Consider the following 26701-nt stretch of genomic DNA (forward strand, 5'->3'; position numbering starts at 1 on the left):
CGCGCGTGCTTTCTGTTTAGGAGTTGAGTTTCTGATTTCACGGGTCAGATGAAACCAGACGAAATGTATAGAATATTCACATGTAGTTAGTTGCGGCTAACTGTCATTATATTAGCATAGGCTAACTTATTTTGCAACCCCTTTTTTCAATTTTTTTAAATTTTTTTACCGGCTCCGGTCCTGATACTCCGACGGGGAGATCCCCGTCACCTTTTTGAACTGGGCGCTGAAATATGCCGTATCGGAATATCCCACCTGCTCCGCCACCTCGTAAACCTTCACCCGGCAGTCTTTTAACAGGGTCATGGCTTTCTTCATCCGGTACCAGGTAAGATAGTTGGTGAACGTGTAGTCCGTCTCTTTTTTGAATACGCGGCTTAAATATCCTTCGCTGATTTCCAGCTTTCCTGCTACCGTGCTGATATTGATATCTTCCCGGTAATGCTCCCGAATCAGCTGCACAGCCTGCTCTACATATTTATTTTTTGTATTTTTGACCGGACTTAAGCGAAGGACCGGCGCATCGGCACTGGCATCTGTCTGGTTTTCCCGCGCATCCCGAAGTCCCTGGATATGGCGGACCGCTGCCTCAAGCTCTCCATCTTTTAGCGGCTTTAAAAGGTAATCACTGACACCAAGACGCAGTGCACTCTGGGCATATTTAAAATCACTGTATGCCGTCAGGATAATGAAGCGCGCCTGGCAGCCTTCCGCCCGCAGCTTTGTGATCATCTCCACACCGTCCATCCTGGGCATCTTGACATCGGTTACCACAAGATCCGGTGACAGCCGCTTCACAAGCTCTGCCCCTTCTTCCCCATTGGCAGCTTCCCCCACGATCACACAGTCTAACGCAGACCAGTCGATCGTCAGGATAATTCCCTTTCTTGCCATGGTTTCGTCTTCCACGACTACGACTCTATCCATTGTTTTCATCCTTTCGAAACGGCAGACGCAGCGTCACGGTAGTCCCATCCTCCTCTACCTGCGCATGCATCCCGTATGTTTCCCCATAATAGATTTTCAAGATCTGAATGACATTGTAAAGTCCCAGATGTCCGTCCCGCTTTGCCGGTGCCGGGCTGTTGATCCAGTCCACCATATCCGCACTCATTCCACATCCGTCATCGGTCACGGAGATACTTAATACTCCGTCTTTCTGCGCTGCATAGATACAGATATAACCATTGTCACAGCCATCCAGCCCGTGAATGATGGCATTTTCCACCAGCGGCTGCAGGATCATCTTCGGAATCATACATTCTTCCAGCTGGTCCGGAATTTCTGTCTCATAAAGGAATCGTCCGCTGAACCGGATCTTCTGGATTCGGATGTAACTGTCTATGGTGTCCAGTTCTTCCTTTAATGGAATAAAGGGCTTGCTGGATATGCTCTTTCGCAAAATGACTGCCAGGTTTTCCGCCAGCACCGCAATTTCCGGAATCTGCCTGATCCTGGCATTCCATTTGATGGTATCCAGCGTATTGTACAGAAAATGCGGGTTCAGCTGTGTCTGGTAGAGACGCAGCGTTGTCTCATTTAAATCCTTCTGTTTCTGCACTCTTTCTTCCAGGTAACTGTTTAAATCGATTACCATTCTGTTGAAGCTTTCGGTCAGCCGCCCGAGTTCATCGTTTCGCGTGCTGCGGACCCGGATACTCAGATCTCCTGCTTTCACCTTTTCCATAGCTTTATCCAGCTGGCTGACTGGTCTTGCAATGCTCCGCGTCAGGATGCCGGAAATGCTTAAGCACAGGCACAGACTTAACAGGGACATGGCAAGGATCACCGTGCCCATGGTCTGCATGGCCGGTGCGCTGATCGGCGCCTGCCTGCATAGGATCACGGAAAAGCCGCGTTCCGGCTCGTTCGCCCGCAGATACTGTGTATCATCCTCCGTGTTCGTCTGCTTCTCCATTCCGGCTGCGATCTCTTCCATTTTTTCAGCATCGTAATCTGGTCTGGAGCAGTAAATGGGACGCTGGTGGGCGTCCAGAAGTAAAATGGTATCGGTCAGGGAATAAAAACCGCTGAAAATGCTGTCGAAATTCTCCCTTGTGAAGTCCAGTACCAGGTATCCGGTTCTGGCTCCTCCTGAATTTTCGATTGGATAAGCGCCCTGCATCAGCACACGGCTGTCCGTCAGGTTCAGATACGGGTCTGTCCGGTACCAGGTCATCTGTTTTTTCCCGGAAGCTTTTTTCAAAAGTCCCCAGTAAACCGGAAGACGATCCCCGCGCGTCATCGTATCCGTCGTAAAACGCAGCCTTCCCCCGACATCGTAAACGCTGATCTGCGCATGTCCGTATATTTCCTTGGATGCCTGATACAGCGACACATACATGCCGCGCTGCATTTCCACCGTAGTCGTATCGATCATATAGCGGGCCACGGAACCATCCTTTGTCTGTTCCCGGCAGACATTCTCGCAGTCCTCCAAAAGTGCTGTAAACCGGCTGCTGATCTCTGAGATCTGCCGCTGTGCTTCCTGTTCGCTCTGCCGGTTTAAGGATGCGGTAAACAGCCGGACCATCACAATACTGGAAAGAAAGAGCGGCACCAGGGCGACCGCCAGGCACGCCAGGAACACCCGTCCCCGGAATGAAAGGTGGATTTTTTTCATGATGCACCTCCCATTCCTGCTTCCGCATCCGATATGGATTTCCACGATTCCAGGATTTTTCTTTTTTCCATAGAAATGGTTTCAAAATCAGCATCCGGAAGCGGCAGCCTTTCGAGGGCATCCATCCCCTTTGGTGTCTCCACATCCTGCCGTACCGACCTCCGGCTCTGACTGTTCATAAGGATTTTCTGCACATCTTTGCTGAGCGTAAACTCCAGAAACTGTTTTGCAGTTTCTTCATGCACAGTTCCCCGGCGGATGGCTGTTCCTTCCAGGACCAGAAGTGTGCCTTCTTCCGGGTAAATATAATCTACATCGGCTCCGCTGCTGCGAAGTGCCTGCGCAGTTTCCTCCGTCGTCACGCCTACACTGCAGCGGCCATCCAGAATTTCTTCCTTTACCTGGGCGATGTTTTCCAGCAGATTATGATCCAGATTGCCGGCAAGTTCCTGCACGTACTGTTCTTTTTCCGGGCTGACCAGGGCTGCGGCTGCCAGGGCAGTCAGAGAAATATCCGATTTTTCCGGGTCCGCAAATGCTACCCTGCCTTTCCACCTCGGCTCCAGCAGACTTGCCCACCCAACCGGGAGTTCCCGGTAAGTCACGACATTCGTGTTGTACATAATGACCAGCGGAAGGACTGAGAATGCGCTCCAGCTGTGGTCTACCGAACGGAATGTCTCTGCAACCGCTGCCTCCTGGGCGCTTTCGTAAGGCATCCAAAGCGCCGCATACTCATCCAGAAGTTCGGTACTCACCCCAAATGCAAGATCCCAGTCTTTCGCCTGTTCAAACATCTGCCGCACGTTTTCCGATGTTCCTGCCTTCACTTCCACGCTCAGACCGGTGCGCTCCTCAAACTCTTTTACCACCGGCTCGTAAACCAATGGCTCCTGGTCCGTACAGATCACCAGATCAGCTGGTACCTGTGTCTGCGCAAACATCGGCCCTGCCGTTTTCTTCCCGCAGGCAGAAAGTAACAGCAGTATTGCCGCCAGAATCCATATTCTTCTCCTGATCTTCACTCGTGTTCTCCCCATTTCCGTTACTTCTGAAAAAATCCCCGTTTTCCCATGTTTCTGCTTTTCATTATAGCAGAAAACACTGGAAAACGGGGATTTTCTATTTTACATCTTCCTTAGCGAAACCGTCTCGTTCCGCTGCCATTTTCGCATCTGGACAGTCCAGAAAGCGGCAGGACAATTCCGGTTTCCGTTACAGTCCCAGGAATTTTTCAAAGATCTCGCAGATCATCACGGCTTCATGCTCGGTCTCCATCTCACAGAAGATCCGAAGAAGCGGCTCTGTTCCCGAGAAACGCGTGCTGACCCAGCCACCATTTTTTAAGTAAACCTTGCAGCCGTCCATGTAGGAAATATGATCCACCTCAAACGGGATCTCCGGCAATGCCTGGTCGATCATCAGCGTCTTATGGATCCGCTCTTTCTCCTCTGCGGTAAAGCGGTATGCCCGCTCCTCCATATGGATCTCGCCGTATTCTTTGCGGATATCTTCCGCGATCTCCGACAGTTTTTTGCCGCTGACTGCCATCATTTCGACCAGCAAGGACGCCGCGTAGATGCCATCCTTTCCGTGAATGTGTCCCTTCACGGTCAAACCTCCGGAAGACTCGCCGCCGATGATCGCATCGGTCTCCTGCATCTTTGCGGAAATGTACTTAAAGCCGACCGGCACCTCATAACACTTCTGTCCGAAGCTTTCTGCCACCTTGTCCAGCACATGCGTGGTAGAAAGATTTCTCACCACCGGGCCGCGCCAGCCGCGGTATTTCAGCAGATAGTAATACAGCATGACCAGAATGGTATTTGCATGGAGATAATGTCCTTTATCATCGATGACGCCAAGCCGGTCTGCATCTCCGTCCGTCGCAATGCCGATGTCGCAGTAACGGTCCAGCACGTAGTTCTGCAGATTGCGCAGGGTATTCTCGGTCGGAGCCGGCATCTTTCCGCCAAACAGGGTATCATGCTGGGCATTGATGGTCTCTACCGTACAGCGCGCAATGGAAAGGATGGTGCAGAGTGCCGTCAGGCTGACCCCGTACATCGGATCGATCGCAATGCGCAGATCGCGTTCCCGGATCGCATCCAGATTGATCAGGGAGATGATGTTGTCCAGATATTCGTTCATGGGGTTCATCTCCACCACCTGGCCGCTCTTCACCAGTTCCTGGTAAGCGTGCGGCGGCATCTGCCCGTATTCCTCCGGATCCGGGACATAAAGCTCATCTGCCTGTTTTAAATAGCGTTCAATATCTGCGGTCTGATGCTCATCCGCATCTCTTCCGCCCTTCGTAAAGACCTTGATCCCATTGTAGATGGCCGGATTGTGGCTCGCTGTCACCATCATGCCATAATCCAGGTCATGTTTCATCACATAGAACATTACAAGCGGTGTCGGAGAACTCCGGTCCACAAACAGCACTTTGATTCCCTGCTGCCCAAAGATCTCGCAGGACCAGATGACCGCTTCCTTGGAAAGGAACCGGCGGTCATAGCCGATCACCACCGGCTTGTCCTCCACATGTTCTGCTTTCATTTTTAAAGCCATCGCAAGCGCGAGCTTCTGGATATTTTCTTTTGTAAATTCTTCCCCAATGATGGCTCTCCAGCCACCAGTGCCAAATTTTATCATAGCCACACCTCATTTTTTGCACTTGTCCCAGTATGCGTTCACCACTCAGACGACGGATACCCTGCCCTTGCTGACTTTCAAAAAGATAAGCAGGGAGATGACTGTGCTGACGGTCAGGATCGATGCCAGCGCTGCCGCGGTACCGAAACTGTTTCTTACAACCTCCGTATAAATAGCCACGGAGATGGTGCTGGTCTTGCCGCCGTACAGCATCACGCTGGAAGACAGCTCGTTGATACAGGTGATCCAGCTTAAGATCGCGCCGGAAAGAACACCCGGTGCCATCAGTCTTGCAGTCACATTTACAAAGGTTTTCATCGGGGAAACACCCAGGCTGATGGAAGCCTCCTCCACACTTACATCCATCTGCTGCAGGAATGCACTGCCGGAACGGACTGTGTAAGGCAGTTTCCGGACGATAAACGCAATGATCATGATCATGGCCGTACCGGTTAAGATCATCGGCTGCTTGTTAAATGCAACGATCAAGCTGATACCAAGAACAGCCCCCGGGATCACGAACGGGAACATGATCAGCAGATCCATCAGCTGTCCTGCCAGACCTTTCTGACGCACGACGATGTAAGAGATCAGCATGCCCAGAATGATAATGAACACGATCGCAATCGAAGAGAATACGAAGGTATTGCGGATGTTGGTCCACAGGCGGTTGAAGATCGTCACATAACTCTCCAGACTGAAGCCTTTCTGGAAGCCGGTGAAATCGCACTTGATAAAGCTACTGACAATCACTACGATCTGCGGCATAATGCCGATAAGGGTCACCAGCATAACCGGCAGGGTCACCAGTGCACGTTTGCCTCCGTGAAGAACCTCTTCCTTCGGCGGACGCATGGCAGTCATGACATAGTTTTTCCGGCTCACAAAGTATTTCTGAACCAGAAGCACTGTGGTGGAACAGAGTACAACAACCACGGACAAAGCGCTCGCCAGATGTGCATTTCCGCCGATCTCACTCATGTACTCATTGTATACAAGAACCGGGAGGACCATGTAGCCCTCGCCGATCAGCATCGGGGTGCCAAAATCTGCCAGGCTGGTCATAAATACCATAATGGCGCCTGCTGCAATGGACGGAGCCACAACCGGCAGAGTGACTGTCAGAAGGCGGCGCAGCTTATTGCTTCCCAGATTTTCCGCTGCCTCCTCAATACTGGAATCGATGCTTCCCATGGCACCCGACGTATACAGGTACACATAAGGGAACAGTTTAAACGTAAATACCAGGATGATTCCCAGTTTCCCGTATATACTCGGAAGATGGATCCCGATCTTCGCAAACATACTGGTGATAAATCCCGCGCGGCCAAACAGCATGATCCAGCTGTAAGCACCGATGAACGGCGGGCTCATCAGGCTCATGATAATGAAGATATGAATAAAGTTCTTACCGAATACATTGTAGCGGGACATGATGTAAGCGATCGGCACGCCCACAAGAAGTGTGGTACAGGTCGTCACGATCGACACAAACAGGCTTCGTCCCAGTGCCGAATAGTAATACTTTTTCGTAAAGAACCGGATGTAGTTCTCAAAAGTAAACCCGGCTGTCTTATTTGAGAAAAAGCTTCGGGTGATCAGGGTACAGAACGGGTAGATCAGAAAGATCAGCATAAAACCAATGACTACCACCTTGACCCAGAACCAGAAGTCCAGTTTTTTGCGGGATGTTACCATGAAATCACCTCCTGGGTTGCCGCATCGTAAACGCCTACCGCATTGATGTCAAAGTTTACTTTCACGTTCTCTCCATCCGGGCGGACGGTCTGCACATCCTTGGTGTATTCGTTGAGCTGCAGAGTCTGACCGTTATTTAACTCGATCTCGTACTCAATGAAATCGCCCAGGAAGGTCGACATCACGATCTTGCCCGGAAGTCCATTTGTCTCATCGAAGAACAGCTGCTCCGGTCTTGCAGAGATGATGCCCTTGCCCGAGTACGGTTTCTTTAATTTGCAGGTAATGCTGCATTCGTCCTTAATATTCAAAACGGCTGCCTCCGAATTTTTGCCGTCCACTTCGCATTCCACAAAATTGGAAACGCCGATAAAGCCTGCAACGAACGTATTCTCCGGTTTCTTATAGATTGCTTCCGGCGTTCCCACCTGCATGATGTTGCCCTCTTTCATGACCGCGATCCGGTCTGAGATTGCCAGGGCCTCCTCCTGATCGTGGGTAACGTAAATGGTGGTAATGCCCAGTCTCCGCTGCAGCTTCTTGATCGCAGTTCTCATCTGTACGCGAAGCTTTGCATCCAGGTTGGAAAGCGGCTCATCCATCAAAAGCACGCCAGGCTCAATGACAAACGCACGCGCCAGCGCCACACGCTGCTGCTGACCACCGGAAAGTTCATTTGGTTTTCTGTCTTTTAATTTTCCGATCTGAACCAGCTCCAGTGCCTCTTCCACCTTGCCCGGAATCTGCTCCTTCGGACACTTCTTGGCTTTCAGACCGTATGCCACGTTTTCCGCTACCGTCAGGTGCGGGAAGATCGCATAGTTCTGGAACACCATACCAATATCACGCTTGTGCGCTTCCAGGTTGTTGATCACCTTGTCATCAAAACAGATCTCACCGCCGTCCACGCTGTTGAATCCTGCGATCATACGAAGCAGTGTTGTCTTGCCGCAGCCGGACGGTCCCAGCAGCGTAAAAAATTCCCCCGGGTTAATTTCCAGATCCACTCCATTTAATGCGGTAAAATTTCCGTATTTCTTTACGGCCTTTTTTATGATCACTGCATGACTCATATTCATTCCTCCATTCCTGTCCACCTGTGGCCGTTTGAATCCGACCGGTGTTTTACAAGCCTCTCCGGCGCTCCGCCCTTGCAGGGCATTTTCATACGATAGAACGTTCCTGTGAAGCGGGTAGGAAAAGACTGCCCGCCCGCTTGGGGCAAGGCAGTCTTTTTGATGTTCACGTTCTATTGATTTCCATATTGCCTTTTAATCGTGCACAAAGCTGCGTTTTTCTGCTGCAGCTGACATATGGCTGACGCACGCCGGCAAAATTAATCGTTACTGTTCTCGCGTTGCGCAAACAGCAACGGATTTTGCCGATGCTTCGCATTCCAAATCGGCAAAATCTGCTGCCACAACGGTATCGTACGGAATTTTCAGTTCAGAAAATTCCTACCCGTGTACAGTAACAATTAATCTACCATGATATCGTTGAACTTTTCGATATTGGCTTCCTTCTCATTTGCTGCCCAGTCAAAGTCGTAATCTACTAATACCAGATCATCCAGTTTTGCCATACCTTCGCCAACTTCCATATCGCTTCGTACCGGACGGCGTCCCCAGTTCTGGCTCTGCTCGGTCTGGCATTCTTTGGAAGTAACGAAATCGATGAAGAGTTTTGCATTTTCTTCGTTCGGGCATCCCTTAACCAGTGCTACACCATCCGGAACTGCGCTGGTACCATCTTTCGGATATACAAATCCTACAGAAGGATCGTCTGCGTATTTGATCGCAGATTTCTCAATGGTAATACCTACATAGAACTCACCGTCTGCAACCATCTTGTGGCACTTACCGGAAGAGTCAACGATCTTGCCATCCAGGTTATCGTACAGCTGTTTGATGAAATCCCAGCCTTTTTCCTTACCGCCGTGACCCAGGATCATGGTACATAACTGGGTGTATGCGGAACCGGATTTGGACGGCAGGCAGTATGCAATTTTGCCTTTCCATTCTGGCTTGGTTAAGTCTTCCCAGGACTCCGGAATGGTCAGTCCGTCTTTCTCGATCAGGTCCTTATTATAGAAGATAACCATCGGAAGCGGGCTCTCACCGATCCAGTAACCATCCGGATCCTTGTAAGCGTCGCCGATGAATTCGTCGTTTGCACATACATACGGCTCGAAGTATTCCTTGAATGCTGCCAGGGAGTCAGCACCACCGCCCCAGAGTACATCTGCGATCGGGTTTGCAGACTCTGCTGCGATTCGGTTGCACAACTCGCCGGTTCCGGCTGCTACTACCTCAACCTTGACATTCGGATATTTCTCCATGAACAGGTTTACACCTGCATTCAGCGGATCTGCATCGTGCGGGGAGTAAACAACAACGCTTCCGGTATAATCTTCCGGCGCTTTCTCTGCCTTTTCTTCCTTGGAAGCATCCTTTTCCTCTGCTTTGCTTTCCTCTGCCTTTGTCTCCTCCGCTTTGGTCTCTGCCGGTGCTGCCGTTGTCTCTGCTGCCTTTCCTCCGCCACAGGCGGTTACGCTCAGTGCCATCAGTGCTGCCAATGATGCTGCTAACCAACGTTTTTTCATAATACCCTCTCCTTTTCTTTGTTTTTGTTCCTGGGTTATCACGTTCCATGGGAAAGGTCCGCTCCTGCTTACGCTGTGCGTCCGGTCATAATCGTCCGCACCGGTCAGCAGTGTGCATTTTCCCGTTCCAGATGTCTTTATTATATGCTGTCTTTGTGTGTTTTTCCATTTGTATTTCTGACTTTTCTTTTGTTATTCTGAACTTTGTATATTATTTTTGTCGTTTCTTTTTCTCTTTTGTGCATTTTTACACATGCTTTTCCATTCATTTTCTGTATCTCTGCCATACAAAATAAAACACTTCTAGGCACAATTTCCTATGAAAAAAGAGACCCGCCACCAGGCAGATCTCCTTTTTCTCTTTCGATATGCAGTTTTCTTATCATTTTCCGCTTCCGTCCACGCATGCGTATCCGGCAACGTTCTTACACCTCATCTTTCCAGTGCAAGCGGTGCAGATGTCCTTCCATGTTCATCTTCTCAAATCCATTCTGACGCAGTGCCTCATACAGCACGATCGCCACGGAATTGGAAAGATTTAAGGAGCGGATGTCTCCCCACATCGGGATCCGCACACAGTTTTCCTTGTGCTCTACCAAAATTTCTTCCGGTATTCCGGCGCTTTCCTTGCCAAACATGATATAGCAGTCCGGTTCGTACTCCACATCCGTGTAGGTTTTCGGTGCCTTGGTCGTTGCCATGTAGATTTTCGCGCCCGGATTGCGGTCCAGAAAATCCTGGAAATCGGAATACACGGTAACATCCAGCTTATCCCAGTAGTCCAGTCCGGCACGCTTTACTGCCTTTTCATTCAGCTTAAACCCCAGCGGCTCGATCAAATGTAAGCGGGTATTCGTTGCGACACAGGTACGCCCGATATTTCCGGTGTTCATCGGCATTTCCGGCTCAAATAATACAATGTTCATTTCGTTTTACTCCGTTTTTCCGTCCAGGCGGTCCACAAACCGTTTGATACGGCTAAGGGCCTCCTTTAAACTCTTTAAGGAATACGCATAGGACACACGGAGGAAGCCTTCTCCGCAGTCTCCAAATGCAGTTCCCGGGACCACTGCTACTTTTTCTTCGCGCAAAAGCCGGGTCGCAAACTCTTCGGAAGTCATGCCAAAGCGTTTGATGCTCGGGAACATATAGAATGCGCCCTGCGGCTCAAAGCAGTCCAGCCCCATCTCCGCAAAGGCGTTCATCAGATAACGGCGTCTCTGGTCGTAGGATTCCCGCATGTGCTGTACGTCTTCATCGCCATTGCGTAGCGCTTCCACTGCCGCGTACTGACTCGTCGTCGGTGCACACATGATCGCATACTGGTGGATCTTTAACATCTGTTTTAAGATCAGCTCCGGTGCGCAGGCATAGCCCAGACGCCATCCGGTCATGGCAAATGCCTTGGAAAAGCCGTTGATCAGAACGGTGCGCTCTTTCATGCCAGGCAGGGACGCGATCGTCACATGGTCTTCCTTTGCGTAGGTCAGCTCCGAATAGATCTCATCGGAAATGACGTAAAGATCTTTCTCAATGACAATCTCTGCGATCTTCTCCAGATCTTCCCGCTCCATGATCGCACCGGTCGGGTTATTCGGGAACGGCAGTACCAGGATCTTGGTCTTCGGCGTAATCTTCTCTAACAGTTTTTCCGGAGTCAGACGGAAGTTGTCCTTTTCTTCCAGTTCAAGGATGACCGGAACACCGTCTGCCAGAACACAGCACGGAGTATAGGAAACATAGCTTGGCTGCGGGATCAGTACTTCATCGCCCGGATCGATCATGGCACGCATAGCCGCATCGATCGCTTCACTGCCACCCACAGTTACCATGATCTCATGGTCCGGATCATAGCAGACATTGCAGCGGCGCTCCAGATAATTGTGGATCTCAATCTTTAAATCCTTCAAACCTGCATTGGAGGTGTAAAAGGTACGTCCCTTTTCCAGGGAATAAATGCCTTCCTCGCGGATATGCCACGGCGTGTCGAAGTCCGGCTCGCCCACACCAAGGGAAATGGCATCTTTCATCTCACTGACGATATCAAAAAACTTACGGATCCCGGACGGCGGGATGGAAACGATCTTTTCATTTAATGGGTTTCTCACGGTGTAATCAGCATCCTTTCATCCTGGACCTCGTCGCAGAGAATCGTTCCGTGGTCCTTATATTTTTTCAGTACAAAGTGCGTTGCAGTGCTTAAGACCGAATCAAGCGGTGCCAGCTTGTCGGATACAAACTGTGCAACCTGGCGCATGGTCTTGCCCTCAATAAACACGGTAAAATCAAATGCTCCGGACATCAAGTACACGGCATTCACCTCACTGTACTGGTAGATGCGCTCTGCAATCTTGTCGAATCCCATGCCGCGCTGGGGAGTTACTTTTACCTCGATCAGCGCAACGACCTTCTCTTCACTGGTGTTGTCCCAGTTGATCAGGGTGTGATAACCACAGATAATATGTTCTTTCTCCATCTCGGCAATCTCATTGGCGACCGCGACTTCGCTCTCCCCTAAAAGAATCGCCAGGTCATGGATATCGATTCTGCTGTTCTTTTCGATTACCGCCAAAATTTTCTCTCTCATTTTTGATTGCCTCCTTGTATAATTGTGTAGATATATAGGGAATCCCGATCTTTTCAATCGAAAAAACCGGGAATCACTTTCGTTATTTCATCGGGCTGGGGACGCTCTAAAAATCCCCGTCCTTCCTGCACGACCATTTCCCGTGCAATGCCTTTGTTCACCCGGCCGATGACCTGTGCCGGAATATTTTTTTCTGCCAGTGTACGCACCAGCTGACCGCCATTTGGAGCAGTCAGGAGGATGCAGCCTTGGCTGTAAAGCCGGTACGGATTTAACTCCAGGCGCTCACAGACCTCCACCGTCTCCTGGCGGATGGGGATCTGGCGCAGATAAAACTCCACGCCGGTCTCATAGGCACCGGTCAGATTCCAGATGGCAGTTAAGATGCCTCCTTCTCCCGCCGGTTCCCACTCTGTGGCACCAAGACTTTTCCAGAAAGTCCCATCCAGAATTGTCCCGGTTTCTGACCTTTGTTTCTGTTCCACAGATGCATCAGACGATTGTGCAGCCGCTGCTGTCACCGACACAAGATACTGACTGCATTCCGCGATCTCATCCATATATTCATCGGAAAACCAGTGGGAAAGCTCTTCTTTCTTCGCCTCCACCAGCTTCAACGTTCCCGCGAGACCCGCATAACCGGCAACCACCAGATCCTGTCCGGGGTGCAGAAGTCCTGTGTTCTCGCGCTCAATTCTTCGCATCATAATATTTCAATCCTTTTTCTGTTCGGAAGCATGCCATTGTTACTGTGTACGCACGCGTGCCTGGCAACGGGATTTTGCCGATGCTTCGCATTCCAATCCTCATTCCGGTTCACGCGTGCGTGCCCAGCAACAAAAGCCTTGCAAGACTCCGGATTATTCCGGCTGCGATGCATTTTCAGCTGGTGCTGCTGCCTCACCAGGTCCTCCGGTTGAAGCTTCGCCCGCAGACGCGCTTCCTGCTCCCGGTCCCACCACCTGGCTCTGCTCTGGCTGAGCTGCCGGTGCGGCAGTTTCCGGCGGTGCGGCTGTCTCAGGTGTATGTTCTGCCGGTGTCTCTGCCGGATTGTTTTCCGCCGGAGTTTCTGCAGACTGGACCGGTGTCTCTGCCGGTGCTGCCGGTCCTACCAGAACAATGGCCTTAGACGGATTGTAGGTATCCGTGTGCAGAACGGTGCGCTCTTTCTCCACACCATCGACCGTAACAACCTTCCAGAGTCTGGATTTGTAACCGATGTGTGCCGACTGGATCTGCTTTGTCTGTCCAGGGCGGAGAGAATTATCTACTTTCCGCTGCGGTTCCCCAGGATCGGTCTTGCTTAAGGTTTCGGAAATATACTCTACTTTCCGGTTTGCCGGACGGGTTTCTTTTCCGTAAATCGTAAAGGTCAGCGTTTTTCCCGCTGTCGTTCCCTCGATATAGATCGGGGTACTGTAATTATTGGTAACCTTAATATCTTTATAGGTTCCGGCGATTGCCGCATCCATAGAAGGTTTCACATACGTAACGATCATGGAATGGTTCTGCCGCTGGGTGATCTCCAGTTCCGCTTCCAGGGATGCATCATAAAGCGTAGTTGCGATCTGGCAGACACCTCCGCCAACGCTGTCCACAACCTGACCATTCTCATATGCCGCTGCCGTAAAATAACCATTCTCGATGGTAAACGGATGCATGCACTCGTAACCGGATAACGTTTCTCCCGGCATTAACACATGACCATTAATCTTGGAAACTCCATTCGCAATGTTTCCGGAGCGGGATGCACCGCTGCTTGCATACGCCGTCGTGCAAGTACCGAGCACATCGGAAATGGTAGCGAGATCTTCTTTTTTGATCTTCGGCTCTTTGGTAATGATCACGGCATCGGCTGTGATCTCCGCCGACTCTGCCGCAAGCGCCTCATTCAGCTTTTCCACAGTGGCTTTTGTGTCTACCGCTTTTCCAATCTGCTCTTGTGTAATTTCAAATTTTCCGTTTTTCCGGGTAATCGCCGCATCTTTCGGCTCGTCGATCAGACCGGAGCACTTTGTATCGACCAGGGTCTGGACTGCTGCCTCGTCAACCTGCGCGTCCAGAGAAATATGGACCGGTTCCTTTTCCAGATCCTTTCGCTCCATATACTGCCGGATCAGACAGCCACCAGCTGCATAATCTTCTGCTTCTTTCAGGGCATCCTCATTTTGAGCGGCATACCCGAGTTCTTTGGCCGTTGTTTTGACCGCGGCACCGTCTACCTTCAGTGTTACGGTGCGCGCCTCAAGTTCTGCCAGATACTCTGAAAATCCTGCTTCGGCTTCTTCTTTCGTCAATCCGCCAAGGGAAAAATCACCCACATAGATTCCATCCGGATATGCTTTTTCTTTTGCATAAGCAGGAAATGTCAATGCACTTCCAAGAGCCGCCGCCAGTGCCAGCCGCCCGAGCACATTCCATATCTTCATAAACTTCTCCCTTTGCTGTTCACATAATAACATTACATCATAACAGACAGTGCCATCGGAGCTACCATAGCCACGATCAGGATCACGATTACCACGCCCATGATAATGCGGGCTTTTTTATTGTTATGCATATTCATCATAATGAATCACCTCTTTTTAAAATAGGATCAGCCCTGTTCCAAGGGCTGTTTTTAAGTTTACTTCCTTGAGATCCGCCCGTATTTGGATATGATCTTATCGGTGATACGGGAGATTTCATTCCTGCTCAGATAGTCAATCTGCACAGGTAAATCTATTTTATGATATTTTAGTAAATACCGCAAGTCCTCTTTTTGCTTTTTGGAAGCGGGCTGTTCGCGCTTTACCTTGTAGATCAAAGGTGCATCCACAAATGCCTCCGGTGCCTGATTTGCATGATGTTCTGCTAGCTTCTGATACAGCCTGTGGGCATCGAGGGCATCGCCCAGTGCACGGTGGGCGCTCTCCTGCGTAAGTCCATAAAAAGCGCAGGCCGCTCCCAGCCGTTTGCTCTCCTCTGGCGGCATAAAACGGCGGCACAGCGTCAGCGTGTCGATCCCGTTCTTTTCAAACGTCAGGCCCTGGTTGACCGCCGCCCGCTTTAAAAAGCTAAAATCGAATATGATCCGGTGGCCAAGAAGCGGAAGTTCTCCACAGAAATCCAGAAATTCCGGCAGGATATCCACAAGGTCCGGGGCATTTTCCAACATATCCCCGGAAATACCCGTCAGCTCCGTAATCCGCGCTTCCAGATCCCGGTGCGGATCGAGCATCGTATGAAACCGTCCGGTCTCCTGACCGTCTTCCACCCGCACTGCCCCGATCTCAATGATCTTATCCTGCTTCGGATTCAGACCGGTAGTTTCCAGATCCAGGGCAATGTAACTGTTCGGAATCTGGATCTGTTTCCCAACCGCCTGATCTGCTGCGGCAGCCTTCTTATTTTTTGCATCCAGCGTCACGTTTTCTCCGCTCATACTCAAATCCTCCCAAGCACCGTCAGCTTCGCATTGTGATTTAACCGGTCTTTCTCCCGATAATCAAACAGCAGGATTTCTCCAGACCGCAGGACCTCAACATGAACCTGTGTCCCCAATGTTCTAAGTTCCGGAAGCAGTCTGCGGATTTCTTCCTTATAGGGAGTCTGTACAAGTGCAAACGATGGACGGCTCTTTGCATTTTCCCGCAGATACAGATCACACATGAGTGCATCTTCCAATGCACCCAGTCTGTCGTCTCCCACCTTCTGGCAGATCAGCGCATGGAAGATTTCATAGCGCGCCAGGCGGCTGTGGTTTAACCCGGTCAGATGGTTTTGATCATAATATCGCGCCATATATTCGTACATGGAGAACGCGTTCTCAAATTCCTGTTCAAACAGCTTCAGCGTTTTTAAGAACTGGCGGCTGTTGTAATACACCTCCACCATATTCTCCACGCCCTTTAAGCAGAGCACATCGCCGTAGGGCAGCCATTTGGTCGACAGCACCTCGTACGGAGCTTTTCCCCGGTACTGCAAATCGTAATCCTGCACCTTTTCATGCATGTAAGAACCTTTCAGGACTTTCAGAAAGCCCAGCTGGAACTGCTCCGGTTCCATGGAATACACCTCATTAAAAGAACGTCCGAACGAATCGTAGTCCTCAAAGGGAAGTCCTGCGATCAGATCCAGATGCTGATGCACATTTTTTCCGGCATTGATCCGCTCCACCACATAGCGCAGGCGGTCTAAGTCCATCTTCCGGTGGATTTCCCGGATCGTATCCGGATTGGTGCTCTGCACACCGATTTCCAGCTGGATCAGTCCCGGACGCATCCGGCTGATCAGTTCCAGTTCTTCTTCATCCAGAAGATCCGCCGCAATCTCAAAGTGGAAATTGGTCACACCATTATCATGTTCCAGAATATGCTTCCAGATCGCCATGGCATGACTCTTTTTTGCATTAAAGGTCCGGTCCACAAATTTTACCTGCGGCACCTTCCGTTCCAGAAAGAAATCCAGTTCCTGAAGCACCAGCTTTACGTCCCGGAATCGGACGGATTTGTCAATCGAAGACAGACAGTAACTGCAGGAAAACGGACAGCCACGGCTGCTCTCATAATAAACGATGCGGTTCTCGAAACCATCCAGGCTCGGATATAAAAATGGGATCCGGCTCATATCCATGACCGGGCGGATCGGCTGGTCACAGATTGTTCCGTCTACACCATGGTAAGTCAGACCGGCAACCTGCTTCATCTGCTGCCAGAAGTCAGTCTCTCTGCCATTTCGTGCCTGGGATGAAATTTCATGCTCTGAATCTGATTGTGTACCCTGATTGCTGTTTTCCATTTTACATTCTGTCTTCGCGTCTGTATGAGCCCCTCCATTCTGCGAATCTCTCCTGAGACTCCGCACCGTGCATCCCAGCGTCCGGTAACAATTCAAGAGCCCGGCAAACATCTCCTCGCCTTCGCCCTTCATAATGCCAAACACCTCCGGCTCCCGCAAAAGAAGCTCCGGCGCGTCGTAGGAAACTTCCGGACCGCCAAGCCAGATATCGGTCTCCGGAAGCACCTTATGAATATCCCGCACAAGATCCAACGCATAGGAAATGTTCCAGATATAACAGGAAATCCCGATCAGATCCGGTTTTCTCCGGTAAATGTCTTCCAGGATCAGCTCCATCTGGTTGTTGATGGTGTACTCTGCAATTTCCACCTGCATCCTGCATCCGGCTCCCCGGTTTTCTTTTGCAGCCGCCGTCAGACCTGCTGCAGCAGAACTCGTTGGCGCTTCCGTCTCAGGCACACAAGGGAGACCATCCTCGAAACGATTCTGGTCTCCCTGTACGGATTCTGCCGCGCCCTGGGACTCGGCAAACATTTTTAAACTGTACACTCCCGGATTGGAGTGAATATATTTGGCATTGATCGCCGTCAGTAAAAACTTCATATCTTATACGTCAATCTCAATCTTTCTTCCGGTCTGGTCATACTGGTAATACCGCACGCCTGCTGCATTCAGCATGCGCTTGGAAGCCCGCACGGACGGAGAATCCGGATATTTATCTTCCTTATAAATAATGGTTTTGATTCCCGCCTGAATGATTGCTTTCGCGCACTCATTGCAGGGGAAAAGTGTCACATAGATCTTGCTGCCTTCCAGGCTTCCGCCGCGGTAATTCAAAATCGCGTTCAGCTCACTGTGTGTCACATACAGATATTTGGTGCTGTACGGATCAGCATCCTCCTGCTCGCGCCCCCACGGGAACTCATCGTCCGAGCAGCCTTTTGGGAAACCGTTGTAGCCCATGGACATGATCTTGTTATCTTCACTGACAATGCAGGCGCCCACCTGGGTATTCGGATCCTTTGAGCGGCGGCCGGATAAATCCGCCACACCCATAAAATATTCATCCCAGGAAATGTAATCTGCACGTTTCTTTGAATTGCTCATATCGCTCCTCCTGTTCTCACAATCCTGTGCTTTTTCCAACCGGCACCAGCTATGCACAAGTCGATATATCAAGCACGGAACTCCTGTTTCCTGTTCACACCTTCAGCACATGGTATCCGGCGGCTTTCGTCAGCCGGTTCATGATTGCCTGTCCCAGATGGTCCTTCGAAAAGCTTTCGGAATAAATGCAGTCCACGTCCAGGTCATCGAACTCTCTTAGCACAGCAAACAGATTGTGGGCAATGGTTTCTTCCTTCGCGCGAAGTCCCACACTGCGAACCTCTCCCTGCGGATAACGCGCCTTTGTCTCATCGGTACAGATTACGCCGACCTTTTTGCCCTCCGCAAGCTTCTCTTTCACCAGTTCGTTGATGGTTTCCACCACCTTACCAGTCTCACCCTCTATCAGCTGCAGATCTGCATGCGGTGCATAATGGCGGTATTTCATGCCCGGTGCCTTCGGCCGCAGATCCGCACTTGGCGGTGCCTGGATTGCCGGATCAATCTCTACCTGTCCTACGGTCTCGCGCAGCATCTCCATGGTAATTGCACCCGGACGAAGCAACGTCGGCACATCACCGGATACGTCCACGATCGTAGACTCTACCCCGATTCCCACCGGACCGCCATCCAGGATCATCTCAATCTTGCCTTCCATGTCCTGCCATACATGCTGTGCCGTGGTCGGGCTTGGTCTGCCGGAAGTATTGGCACTCGGTGCTGCCACCGGAACCCCGGCCAGTTTGATCAGACGGTTTGCCACCGGGTCACTCGGCATACGGACTGCTACCGTATCCAGCCCGCCGGTCGTTCCGTAAGGCACAATGTCACTTTTCGGAAATACCATGGTCAGCGGTCCCGGCCAGAATGCCTCCGCCAGCTTCCTGCCCGCCTCCGGAATGTATGCTACAAGCGGTTCCAGTTCGTCCAGACAGGAAATATGCGCGATCAGCGGGTTGTCGGACGGGCGGCCCTTTGCTGCGTAAATTTTCTTAGCCGCAGTCTCATCCAGTGCATTCGCGCCAAGACCATACACCGTCTCGGTCGGAAATGCCACCAGACCTCCGGTTCTTAGAATTTCAGCTGCCTCAGCCAGTTCCTCATCTTTGATCTGTTTTGTATCTTCTATTTTTACCAGTTTTGTATTCATACGTTTACCTTCTTTGCAATCCTGCAGCAACATGATACCGGTGTGCTGCCAAGGCTGTGTCCACATGATTATTTCCGGCATAAAACCTTACCTTTTTGCCGGTCTGTTTCTGCCTTATCATAACACAAGACACCCTGCGGTGCAAGATAGACCGCAGGGTGTCTGACTATAAGTTTTCTATATTATTTATGCATTCACGCGTTTCTCATTTTTTACAGTTTTGTGTGTTCCAATGCTATGGATCAGCACACTGACGCGTTTATAAACCAGTGCAGTCACCACGGACACAATGATTCCTTTGACCACATTGAACGGTCCGACGCAGAACAATGCAAAGGTCCATACACTTCCAACCGCCGGGTTGATGGCTGCGCCTGCTGCCAGAATGGTTTCCATCGGCATGAAGTTGGAATAGAACGGAAGCATAACCAGAGCATTTGCTACCACACCAACCGCTGCCATACAGATGGTTCCCAACACAAGTCCTGTCATCGCGCCTTTTCTGGTGTGGGAAATTTTATAGATCAGACCTGCCGGAATGACCAGGGCACAGGAGATCACCAGGTTCGCAAACTCTCCTACAAATCCGGTACTGGTCGGCTTCAATACCAGCTTTACCAGAATTTTTACGACTTCCATGATCGCACCGGCTGCCGGTCCCATGGCAAAGGTTCCGATCAGCACCGGTACCTCGCTGACATCCAGTCCGTAAAAGCTTGGTGCCAGAAACGGAAGCGGAAACTCAAACAGCATCAGCACACCTGCAAGAGCACCAAACATTCCCATCAATACAACATTTTTCGTAGTCAGTAACTTTTCTTTCATGTCTTTTCCCTCCTGAAATAGATTGGTCGTGTCACTGTTCATGCATTGCGCAAACAGTAACGTGTAAGTTCATCATTCAGAGGAATCGTGTGAAATGTGAAAATCAGCAGATGCGCTGCCATACCGCCTCGATATACCATACAACGAAAAATCCCCCGGATATCGCTACCCGGGGGACTTGAGTCGTTCATGCTGCCATTACAGGTCTTGCTGTAAAAGCTTTCACACAATTTCTTCTCTCATCCAGACTATACTGTCGGTTTTGGAATTTCACCAAATCAGCTGCGCAAAGCAGGTCGCGGACTGTAACCGCCGGTGGGGAATCGCACCCCGCCCCGAAGAACTTATCATTGCCTTAACTATAGTACATCTTTTTCAAAAAATCAAGTAAATTTATACAAGACCGATCATGCTTAAGATCATCAGCAGTACCATGCCGACACATCCGCCAAATGCTGCCATCGGGCTGACATATTTCAGATACTGCGGCAGGTCTACGTTGAATACCTCCTGACACATCCAGCATCCGGAGTCATTGACATGACCAAACAGAACGGTGCCAAGACCGATTGCCAGGGTAACTGCTACCGGTGACAGACCAAGCATGTTCATGATTGGCAGGCAGATACCTGCTGCTGCCATGGATGCAGTTGCCATGGAACCTGCTGCTGCACGCATAACAGCTGCGATAATAAATGGAATCAGAATCATCGGAATACCGGATTTTGCAACAACCTCTGCGATCTCAGATACAACCGGCTGGCTGGAAAGTACAGATGCAAATGCTGCACCCATTGCGGTCACCATAAGAACCATTGCAGAAACATCGATCGCACGTTTTACCCAGTTGCCCATACCAAGCTCCAGAAGGCTTGCATTCTCGCTGATCTTTTCTGTGCGGTTTGCATTGCGGAGCATTTTTGCCTTGATCTTTCCATTGGTCAGGATCAGGATGATGATGCCAACCAGCATTGCGATCGATTTGTTTCCGATAAAGTTGATTACCTGAAGTACACCGCTGTCCTCTGGAAGAACCATGGCACAGATCGATGCTGCTGCGATCAGTCCAGCCGGAACGATCAGCGGAAGGAAGGCGATCAGGGCATTCGGGATATCCGGTTCTTTCATCAGAAGGCTCTCTACGCTGTCATCGCCATCTTTGACCGGCTCGATACCAACGGTATATTCCGGCTTCGGTGCTGCATAGGAAGCATGCTCTGTCATCCAGCGGATGGTCAGCGCATAAATGATGATAAGGGATGCCAGACAGATTACCAGGCCCCAGAGAATTACCATACCAACATCTGCACCAAGCAGAATTGCTACTGCCAGGATTGCTGCAGATGGTGGAACAACACCATGTGTGAACCATACAGCAGTAATGACATACGGAGTAACTACAGCCATGTTCATGTTTTTACGCTTTGCAATGGTTGCTGCGATCGGTGCAGTCAGAAGCTGTGAAATATCACCAAATACGGAAATCGCCATAACAAATGCGGTTAATGCCGGAGCCAGTTCCAGGTGTTTGCCACGGAACAGCTTTACAAAGAAGTTACTGATTGCAACGGCTGCGCCGGAATCCTGCACACCCATGGCAAGGATCGCACCGAAAAGGACCGGCAGACCAATGCTTCCAAGGCTCTTTCCGAACGAACCGGTAATGTTGTTTAAACTCTCAATCGGTGAAGTGCCAAAGAAAATAGAGAGTCCCATTGCGGTAAAGAACAGCGCCATAAAGCTGTTCATTTTCAGTTTCAAAGTCAATACAAGCAAGATCACGATCGATATGATCAGTGCAAGCATGTAAATAAGTGGTGTCATTGTCATAGTAATTCCCCCTAATTTTATCCTATCATTCTCTAGAACACCCGGATTTTTTCTGCTGCATCCCAGTCAATCTCAATGCCAAGACCCGGAAGCTGCGGAACATAGAAATTCATATGTTCATCATGCTCAAACGGTGTTTTCAGCACACCGGTCTTTAATATGTTCTGGTTTTCCTCACTCTCAATCGCCTCTGTATTCGGAAGGCTTCCTGCCAGCTGCAGGCTTGCTGCAAAATGAATACAGGAACCAAACGAATGCAGGGAAACCGGTTTGGAAAAGCCCTGTGCCGCAAGACCAATCTTGCGCAGCTCAGAGAAACCGCCGCCCCAGCCGATATCCGGCTGAACAATATCCATTGCATTTTCCTTCAGCAGACGGGCAAAGTTTTTGCAGCCCTGGGTTGTCTCATAGCCCATAAGCGCGATCTCCATAAGTTCTGTGCGCAGCTGCTTTAATCCTTCCTCATCTTCAAAGAGAATCGGCTCCTCCAGCCAGCTAAGGCCGGCACTCCGAAAATCACGTACCGCATTCAGCACTGCCTCGACCGGCCATGCCGCGTTGATATCGGCTGCCACCCGGCCACGCAGGCCAACCAGTTCGCGGGTTGCTGCAATCCGGCGGATATCCTCGTCATAGCTGACCGCAAATTCCGTACTTGCCGTATAATTCACTGCATTTCCTGCGATTTCCGGATTTCGTCCAATCTTAATCTTGACATCCTGATATCCCTTTTTCAGATATCCTTCAATCTCTTTCTTTAAACCATCCAGGTCTTTTCCCGGTGCATAAAAGCCGCCGCTTGCATACGCCGGAACACGGTCGGAATGTGCCCCGAGGAGCCTGCTTACCGGCATCTTCGCTGCCTTTCCGAGGATATCCCAGAGGGCAATATCAATGCCGCTGATGCATCCCATCACCAGACCGGTACGGCCATTCGGAACATTTCTCCAGTACATTTTCTGCCAGAGCAGTTCAATATTCTGTGGATCTTCCCCGATAATGGCCGGTGCCAGCTGGTCTTCCACAATGTGTTTGGCGATCACCAGAGGACTTCCATAGCAGAATGCCTCTCCAACACCGTAAATCTCCGTATCCGTCTCAATCCGGATCCAAAGCGCCTGGCGGGCTCTGCACACGGACATGGCATCGCTCATGACCGGACATTCCCAGCGCAGACCTATCGTTTTTACTGCCGTGATCTTCATGCGAATTCTCCTTCCTTTTTCTGACTTTATCGTAGCACAGCCGCCACGTTATGCCAAATTGGTAAATTTGAATCCGGGAATTAAAATAATTAATGTTCAGGAATTTGATTTAACGTTTTTTTATTTGACTTAGAGAACGACATTTCATAGAATAAAAAGATAACAACAGCTCGGATTGACCGGTAAGTTCCGACCGATCTGCAATTTTCAAAAGAGAAGGTGACATCCATGGACCTGCATTATCTGGAATATATCATTGAAATCGCAAACATGCACAGCATTTCCCGCGCGGCAGAAAATCTTTTCATTACCCAGTCCACCTTAAGCCAGTACCTAAGCCGTCTGGAATCCGAACTCGGCGTAAACCTGTTTGAACGCAGGCGTAACGAAATGACCTTGACTCCCGCCGGAAAACTGTATGTAGCTGCCTGCGAGCAGATGCTCCAGCAGAAGCGGGAACTCTACAACCAGTTATCCGACATGGGGCAGGCAAAAACAGGAAGCTTTTCGGTCGGGATCACACCCCAGTGGGGCGCCGTGGCATATTCCCACATCATCGGAAAATTTTATGAATCCTATCCCAATGTCACCGTAAAAGTAATGGAAGAAACCGCTTCTCCCCTGATTCGCCTGCTGCAGGATGGAGAACTGGATATGGCGATCATCCCGTTAACAGAAAATTCTTCCCTTCCGTTGGAAAGTATACTGCTCCAGGCAGAAGAGCTGATTCTCGCAATCCCGAAAGAGCATGCAAAAAAACTCAGCCTGCAGAATGCAGACGGCAGTTTCCCAAGGATCTCCATCGCCGACCTGAAAAATGAACCCATGATTTTTTCCCAGAGCCAGACAACCATCCGCAAACTGGAAAACCAGTGCTTTGCAGCCTGCCGTGTCACCCCGAAGATCGTAGCAGAAATCAACTCTCACCCGGCCAGCCTGGTTATGGTCGAGCAGAGCATTGGCAGCACCTTTCTTCCCATTTCCTGTGCGACCACCTCAGACCGCATCGTATACGCCCACGCTGTGCCAACCGTGCAATGGTTCGTTGTCATTGCCTTCCGCAAAGGATTTGTGCTCCACCAGAGTGAGAAATATTTCGTAAGCCTGTTCCAGCAGCTGTTTGGCGGGCCACATTACACCAAGGAATAACTTTTTCAGTTTACCAGCAGGAGGCATCATTTCTGCGTCAAATACTCCATCACCCCCATATGGATCGTCCACGCCAGGCGGTCCTGATATTCCTCCTCCTGCAGCTTCGCAGCCTCATTCCAGTTGGACAAAAAACCACATTCCACAATGACGATCGGCTGCTTCACATGTAGGAGAAGATAATAATTTCCATTCGGTTTCGCCTGCCTGGTGTTCTTTTCTCCCAAGACAGAATCAAAGCGCCTCTGCAGAATTTCTGCAAGGCGCTTTCCTCTTTCGGATGTTTTATAATAAAATACCTGTCCGCCGGATATCGGTTCCTGATGATAACTGTTCTGATGGATGCTTACCACTAGGTCCGGATCCGCTTCTTCGATTATTTTGCAGCGGTTTTTCATGTCCGCCATTTTCTTGTTTTGATCGGTTTCTTCATAAAGACCGCGGTCATCTTCCCTGGTCATGATCACCTTCACATCGGCAGCTTCCAGATAAACCTTTAACTTTCTGGCAATCTGCAGGTTGATGTCTTTTTCCAGGCTGCCATCCACCCCGATTTTTCCCGGATCCATACCGCCGTGTCCACTGTCGAGGACCACCACCGGCTGATGGTTCTTTGCGGTCACGTTCTGACTCGATACCATAAGTCCTGCCTGGCGGGATACCAGAAATACTGCCGCAAAAAGCATGACTGCCATAAGCTGCTCTGCCAGCTTCTGCTTTTTCCATTCTTTTCCTGTCCAGTTCTGATTCTTCACCTGATCCGCTCCGTATCTGGTTTTTTCCTATAGAATATATGAACCCCGGACGATGAAAAGAATCCCGGACTTTCTTTTTTCACATAAATCTGCAAAAGAAAGTCCGGGATTTTTTCACTAGTCTACTTCCAGACGGTTATAGTCCTGCACACCATCTCTTAGAATATACTCAAAATAATCTCCCTGCTGGGTTGCCATGCCCTCTTCCTGCCAGAGCGCATAGGCCGGATCATTCCGTACCAGATCCTGTACCTGGTACGCTGTTCCCTGATAATAATGATATTTTAACAGCGAATACAGCTGTGCCATCTGCTCCCGTTCACTGTCCGTGATATCCGATACGTTGTTCAGCGCAGCGATCGCCTGATTATAGAAAACCCGGCGTAAAAACGGAGTCTGGAATTTTTTAAAATGCAAAAGATCCTCCTCGGTCCGCTTATTTTTCTTTGCCCATCCCTCTACATCCAGGGAACGGGTCCGGTACAAAAAGCTCCGGTCATCCCGGTAGGTGAGAATTGCGTATTTGCAGGACGGTGTTGCCAGCGATGCCGTCACCATCTCCCAGATGCCGCGGTTTTCATCGGAACGCTTACAATGCTGCACGTGCAGATGCCCACTCAAAAACAGCGGTACATCCCAGTTTTCCAGAAGATCCACAAACTGCTCACTGTGTTCAATGGTACATTCATCGACATAAATCTCACTTTCATCCAGAAGATTATGATGGGCAATTGGGATGATTTCCACCCCGGCATCCCAGGCCTCTTCTAACTGCTGCCCGATCCATTCATAGGTATCTTCCGAAATCGCACCGCCAACCTTGTTGATGGGACTGTACTGACAGCTGTCGATCATCAGCAGCCAGGTATTGTCATCGAGTTCATACCGGTAACTCAGACTGTTCGGATCTTCGCTTGCAGCTTCATCATAGCCAAACGCCCGGTAAATCTGGCGGAATTCTTCCGGTGTTATATATTCTGCCGGGAGACGTTCTTCCCCTTCGTACCGCGCTGCCTGCCGGTTGTTGATATCATGATTTCCCGGGATCACAAGAACCGGAATACCATTATTCTCTACCCGGTGCAGTTTTTCTGCCAGGTCTTTGTGGCTTGCCTTTTCTCCGTTCAATGTCAGATCACCACTTAAAACCAGCGCATCCGGACGCAGTTTCACAACCTCATCCAGAAACGCATCCGTGATCTGGTCGATATACGTTACCACTTTTCCATCGCCGTATTCCACCATTTCCTGAAAACGTGGTCCCTGGTCTGTCAGGGAATCTGAAAAATAGTGAATGTCCGTGGCCAGCATAATGTTTTCCACCCAGCCGCCATCTTCTGCTTTGGGGAGCGGTCCGGAATCTTCTATGATTTCTTCTGCACGCGTCTCGCCCGTCGTTTTTTCTGTATCTGTTCCGGCAGTATCCGGCTGCCCTGCTGTGTTTTTGTCCCCATTCTCTCCAGACGCTGTTCCATCCGTCACATTTTCAGAATTTCCATCTGCCATATTCTTCCCTGTATCCGTTTCCGGATCTTCTGCCGGACTTTCTGTCCGGAGTTCCTCTGATACCGCTGTGGCGTCTGCCGGGTGATTGTCTGTACATCCACTCAGAGCAGCCATCACCGCAAAAACAGGCAGAAAGGCAAAAAGCACCTGCTTTCTGCCATCTGATCTCTTTTTCATATTCCCATCGACCTTTCCAAACCATCGTTTCACGCAAACATGTACGCCTGGCA

23 protein-coding genes and 1 riboswitch are annotated in these 26701 nt (G+C 50.2%); of the genes, 1 reads left to right on the forward strand and 22 read right to left on the reverse strand.

What is annotated here, in order from left to right; translation table 11 throughout:
- Window positions 1–165: 165 nt before the first annotated feature.
- The 20 genes from DWZ40_RS15960 to DWZ40_RS16050 form a co-directional block, all read right to left on the reverse strand.
- The gene (locus tag DWZ40_RS15960; RefSeq protein WP_118543868.1) at window positions 166–927 is read right to left on the reverse strand and encodes a response regulator; all 762 of its coding nucleotides are present in this window, start codon (window positions 925–927) and stop codon (window positions 166–168) included.
- Window positions 920–2623, reverse strand: a complete 1704-nt coding sequence (locus DWZ40_RS15965) for a histidine kinase (protein ID WP_118543869.1) — start codon at window positions 2621–2623, stop codon at window positions 920–922. Before DWZ40_RS15965 ends, DWZ40_RS15960 begins: the two co-directional genes overlap by 8 nt.
- The gene (locus tag DWZ40_RS15970) at window positions 2620–3648 is read right to left on the reverse strand and encodes an extracellular solute-binding protein (protein WP_243035368.1); all 1029 of its coding nucleotides are present in this window, start codon (window positions 3646–3648) and stop codon (window positions 2620–2622) included. The genes DWZ40_RS15965 and DWZ40_RS15970 overlap by 4 nt, the downstream gene beginning before the upstream one ends.
- 190 nt (window positions 3649–3838) lie before the next feature.
- Window positions 3839–5278: a phosphoglucomutase/phosphomannomutase family protein gene (locus DWZ40_RS15975; RefSeq protein ID WP_118543871.1), complete on the reverse strand. Its 1440-nt coding sequence runs from the start codon at window positions 5276–5278 to the stop codon at window positions 3839–3841.
- Window positions 5279–5323: 45 nt separating this feature from the next.
- A complete protein-coding gene (locus DWZ40_RS15980; protein WP_118543872.1) occupies window positions 5324–6976 on the reverse strand; it encodes an iron ABC transporter permease in 1653 nt (550 codons plus the stop codon).
- Window positions 6970–8049 carry an ABC transporter ATP-binding protein gene (locus tag DWZ40_RS15985; protein ID WP_118543873.1) on the reverse strand — a complete coding sequence of 360 codons (1080 nt, stop codon included), beginning with the start codon at window positions 8047–8049 and terminating at the stop codon, window positions 6970–6972. Before DWZ40_RS15985 ends, DWZ40_RS15980 begins: the two co-directional genes overlap by 7 nt.
- Window positions 8050–8453: 404 nt before the next feature.
- Window positions 8454–9578: an ABC transporter substrate-binding protein gene (locus DWZ40_RS15990; RefSeq protein ID WP_118543874.1), complete on the reverse strand. Its 1125-nt coding sequence runs from the start codon at window positions 9576–9578 to the stop codon at window positions 8454–8456.
- A gap of 140 nt (window positions 9579–9718) precedes the next feature.
- Window positions 9719–9865, reverse strand: coding sequence for a hypothetical protein (locus DWZ40_RS19670; RefSeq protein WP_154106751.1), 147 nt, complete (start codon window positions 9863–9865; stop codon window positions 9719–9721).
- A gap of 138 nt (window positions 9866–10003) precedes the next feature.
- Window positions 10004–10504, reverse strand: a complete 501-nt coding sequence (locus DWZ40_RS15995) for a tRNA (cytidine(34)-2'-O)-methyltransferase (RefSeq protein WP_118543875.1) — start codon at window positions 10502–10504, stop codon at window positions 10004–10006.
- 6 nt (window positions 10505–10510) lie between these two features.
- Window positions 10511–11686: an aminotransferase class I/II-fold pyridoxal phosphate-dependent enzyme gene (locus DWZ40_RS16000; protein ID WP_118543876.1), complete on the reverse strand. Its 1176-nt coding sequence runs from the start codon at window positions 11684–11686 to the stop codon at window positions 10511–10513.
- Window positions 11683–12165: an Lrp/AsnC family transcriptional regulator gene (locus DWZ40_RS16005; RefSeq protein WP_118543877.1), complete on the reverse strand. Its 483-nt coding sequence runs from the start codon at window positions 12163–12165 to the stop codon at window positions 11683–11685. The genes DWZ40_RS16000 and DWZ40_RS16005 overlap by 4 nt, the downstream gene beginning before the upstream one ends.
- 53 nt (window positions 12166–12218) lie before the next feature.
- Window positions 12219–12872, reverse strand: coding sequence for an AIR synthase-related protein (locus tag DWZ40_RS16010; RefSeq protein WP_347560109.1), 654 nt, complete (start codon window positions 12870–12872; stop codon window positions 12219–12221).
- Between the two features lie 153 nt (window positions 12873–13025).
- Window positions 13026–14594 (reverse strand): VanW family protein, encoded by a 1569-nt coding sequence (locus DWZ40_RS16015; RefSeq protein ID WP_118543878.1) that lies wholly within the window; start codon window positions 14592–14594, stop codon window positions 13026–13028.
- 197 nt (window positions 14595–14791) lie between these two features.
- Window positions 14792–15589 carry a 3'-5' exonuclease gene (locus DWZ40_RS16020; protein WP_118543879.1) on the reverse strand — a complete coding sequence of 266 codons (798 nt, stop codon included), beginning with the start codon at window positions 15587–15589 and terminating at the stop codon, window positions 14792–14794.
- Window positions 15590–15591: 2 nt separating this feature from the next.
- Entirely contained in the window at window positions 15592–17547 is a 1956-nt protein-coding gene (locus DWZ40_RS16025) for a B12-binding domain-containing radical SAM protein (protein WP_279220677.1), read from the reverse strand.
- A 3-nt stretch (window positions 17548–17550) separates the two neighbouring features.
- The gene (locus DWZ40_RS16030) at window positions 17551–18051 is read right to left on the reverse strand and encodes a dCMP deaminase family protein (protein ID WP_118543880.1); all 501 of its coding nucleotides are present in this window, start codon (window positions 18049–18051) and stop codon (window positions 17551–17553) included.
- 94 nt (window positions 18052–18145) lie between these two features.
- Window positions 18146–19201 carry an L-threonylcarbamoyladenylate synthase gene (locus DWZ40_RS16035; RefSeq protein ID WP_118543916.1) on the reverse strand — a complete coding sequence of 352 codons (1056 nt, stop codon included), beginning with the start codon at window positions 19199–19201 and terminating at the stop codon, window positions 18146–18148.
- A gap of 186 nt (window positions 19202–19387) precedes the next feature.
- On the reverse strand, window positions 19388–20026 hold the full coding sequence (locus DWZ40_RS16040) for an ECF transporter S component (protein WP_118543881.1): 639 nt from the start codon (window positions 20024–20026) through the stop codon (window positions 19388–19390).
- Between the two features lie 227 nt (window positions 20027–20253).
- Window positions 20254–20373, reverse strand: a riboswitch (FMN riboswitch).
- Between the two features lie 46 nt (window positions 20374–20419).
- On the reverse strand, window positions 20420–21856 hold the full coding sequence (locus DWZ40_RS16045; protein ID WP_118543882.1) for a hypothetical protein: 1437 nt from the start codon (window positions 21854–21856) through the stop codon (window positions 20420–20422).
- Between the two features lie 32 nt (window positions 21857–21888).
- A complete protein-coding gene (locus tag DWZ40_RS16050; protein ID WP_118543883.1) occupies window positions 21889–23061 on the reverse strand; it encodes a mandelate racemase/muconate lactonizing enzyme family protein in 1173 nt (390 codons plus the stop codon).
- Between the two features lie 228 nt (window positions 23062–23289).
- Between DWZ40_RS16050 and DWZ40_RS16055 the strand changes: the two genes are divergently transcribed.
- On the forward strand, window positions 23290–24210 hold the full coding sequence (locus DWZ40_RS16055; RefSeq protein ID WP_118543884.1) for a LysR family transcriptional regulator: 921 nt from the start codon (window positions 23290–23292) through the stop codon (window positions 24208–24210).
- 26 nt (window positions 24211–24236) lie between these two features.
- On the opposite strand, the gene DWZ40_RS16060 is transcribed toward DWZ40_RS16055, so the two are convergent.
- Both DWZ40_RS16060 and DWZ40_RS16065 read right to left on the reverse strand, forming a co-directional pair.
- Window positions 24237–24965: an N-acetylmuramoyl-L-alanine amidase gene (locus DWZ40_RS16060; RefSeq protein WP_347560110.1), complete on the reverse strand. Its 729-nt coding sequence runs from the start codon at window positions 24963–24965 to the stop codon at window positions 24237–24239.
- 117 nt (window positions 24966–25082) lie between these two features.
- Window positions 25083–26648 carry a metallophosphoesterase gene (locus DWZ40_RS16065; RefSeq protein WP_182431769.1) on the reverse strand — a complete coding sequence of 522 codons (1566 nt, stop codon included), beginning with the start codon at window positions 26646–26648 and terminating at the stop codon, window positions 25083–25085.
- Window positions 26649–26701: the final 53 nt, after the last annotated feature.

Source organism: Clostridium sp. AF32-12BH (assembly GCF_003477935.1).
Taxonomy (GTDB): Bacteria; Bacillota; Clostridia; order Lachnospirales; family Lachnospiraceae; genus Brotaphodocola.

Excerpts from the sequence above, each read along its gene's own strand:
- DWZ40_RS15960 (WP_118543868.1), bottom strand. The coding sequence starts at position 927 with ATGGATAGAGTCGTAGTCGTGGAAGACGAAACCATGGCAAGAAAGGGA.
- DWZ40_RS15965 (WP_118543869.1), bottom strand. The coding sequence starts at position 2,623 with ATGAAAAAAATCCACCTTTCATTCCGGGGACGGGTGTTCCTGGCGTGC.
- DWZ40_RS15975 (WP_118543871.1), bottom strand. The coding sequence starts at position 5,278 with ATGATAAAATTTGGCACTGGTGGCTGGAGAGCCATCATTGGGGAAGAA.
- DWZ40_RS15980 (WP_118543872.1), bottom strand. The coding sequence starts at position 6,976 with ATGGTAACATCCCGCAAAAAACTGGACTTCTGGTTCTGGGTCAAGGTG.
- DWZ40_RS15985 (WP_118543873.1), bottom strand. The coding sequence starts at position 8,049 with ATGAGTCATGCAGTGATCATAAAAAAGGCCGTAAAGAAATACGGAAAT.
- DWZ40_RS15990 (WP_118543874.1), bottom strand. The coding sequence starts at position 9,578 with ATGAAAAAACGTTGGTTAGCAGCATCATTGGCAGCACTGATGGCACTG.
- DWZ40_RS19670 (WP_154106751.1), bottom strand. The coding sequence starts at position 9,865 with ATGGCAGAGATACAGAAAATGAATGGAAAAGCATGTGTAAAAATGCAC.
- DWZ40_RS15995 (WP_118543875.1), bottom strand. The coding sequence starts at position 10,504 with ATGAACATTGTATTATTTGAGCCGGAAATGCCGATGAACACCGGAAAT.
- DWZ40_RS16005 (WP_118543877.1), bottom strand. The coding sequence starts at position 12,165 with ATGAGAGAGAAAATTTTGGCGGTAATCGAAAAGAACAGCAGAATCGAT.
- DWZ40_RS16010 (WP_347560109.1), bottom strand. The coding sequence starts at position 12,872 with ATGATGCGAAGAATTGAGCGCGAGAACACAGGACTTCTGCACCCCGGA.
- DWZ40_RS16015 (WP_118543878.1), bottom strand. The coding sequence starts at position 14,594 with ATGAAGATATGGAATGTGCTCGGGCGGCTGGCACTGGCGGCGGCTCTT.
- DWZ40_RS16020 (WP_118543879.1), bottom strand. The coding sequence starts at position 15,589 with ATGAGCGGAGAAAACGTGACGCTGGATGCAAAAAATAAGAAGGCTGCC.
- DWZ40_RS16025 (WP_279220677.1), bottom strand. The coding sequence starts at position 17,547 with ATGAAGTTTTTACTGACGGCGATCAATGCCAAATATATTCACTCCAAT.
- DWZ40_RS16030 (WP_118543880.1), bottom strand. The coding sequence starts at position 18,051 with ATGAGCAATTCAAAGAAACGTGCAGATTACATTTCCTGGGATGAATAT.
- DWZ40_RS16035 (WP_118543916.1), bottom strand. The coding sequence starts at position 19,201 with ATGAATACAAAACTGGTAAAAATAGAAGATACAAAACAGATCAAAGAT.
- DWZ40_RS16040 (WP_118543881.1), bottom strand. The coding sequence starts at position 20,026 with ATGAAAGAAAAGTTACTGACTACGAAAAATGTTGTATTGATGGGAATG.
- DWZ40_RS16045 (WP_118543882.1), bottom strand. The coding sequence starts at position 21,856 with ATGACAATGACACCACTTATTTACATGCTTGCACTGATCATATCGATC.
- DWZ40_RS16050 (WP_118543883.1), bottom strand. The coding sequence starts at position 23,061 with ATGAAGATCACGGCAGTAAAAACGATAGGTCTGCGCTGGGAATGTCCG.
- DWZ40_RS16055 (WP_118543884.1), top strand. The coding sequence starts at position 23,290 with ATGGACCTGCATTATCTGGAATATATCATTGAAATCGCAAACATGCAC.
- DWZ40_RS16065 (WP_182431769.1), bottom strand. The coding sequence starts at position 26,648 with ATGAAAAAGAGATCAGATGGCAGAAAGCAGGTGCTTTTTGCCTTTCTG.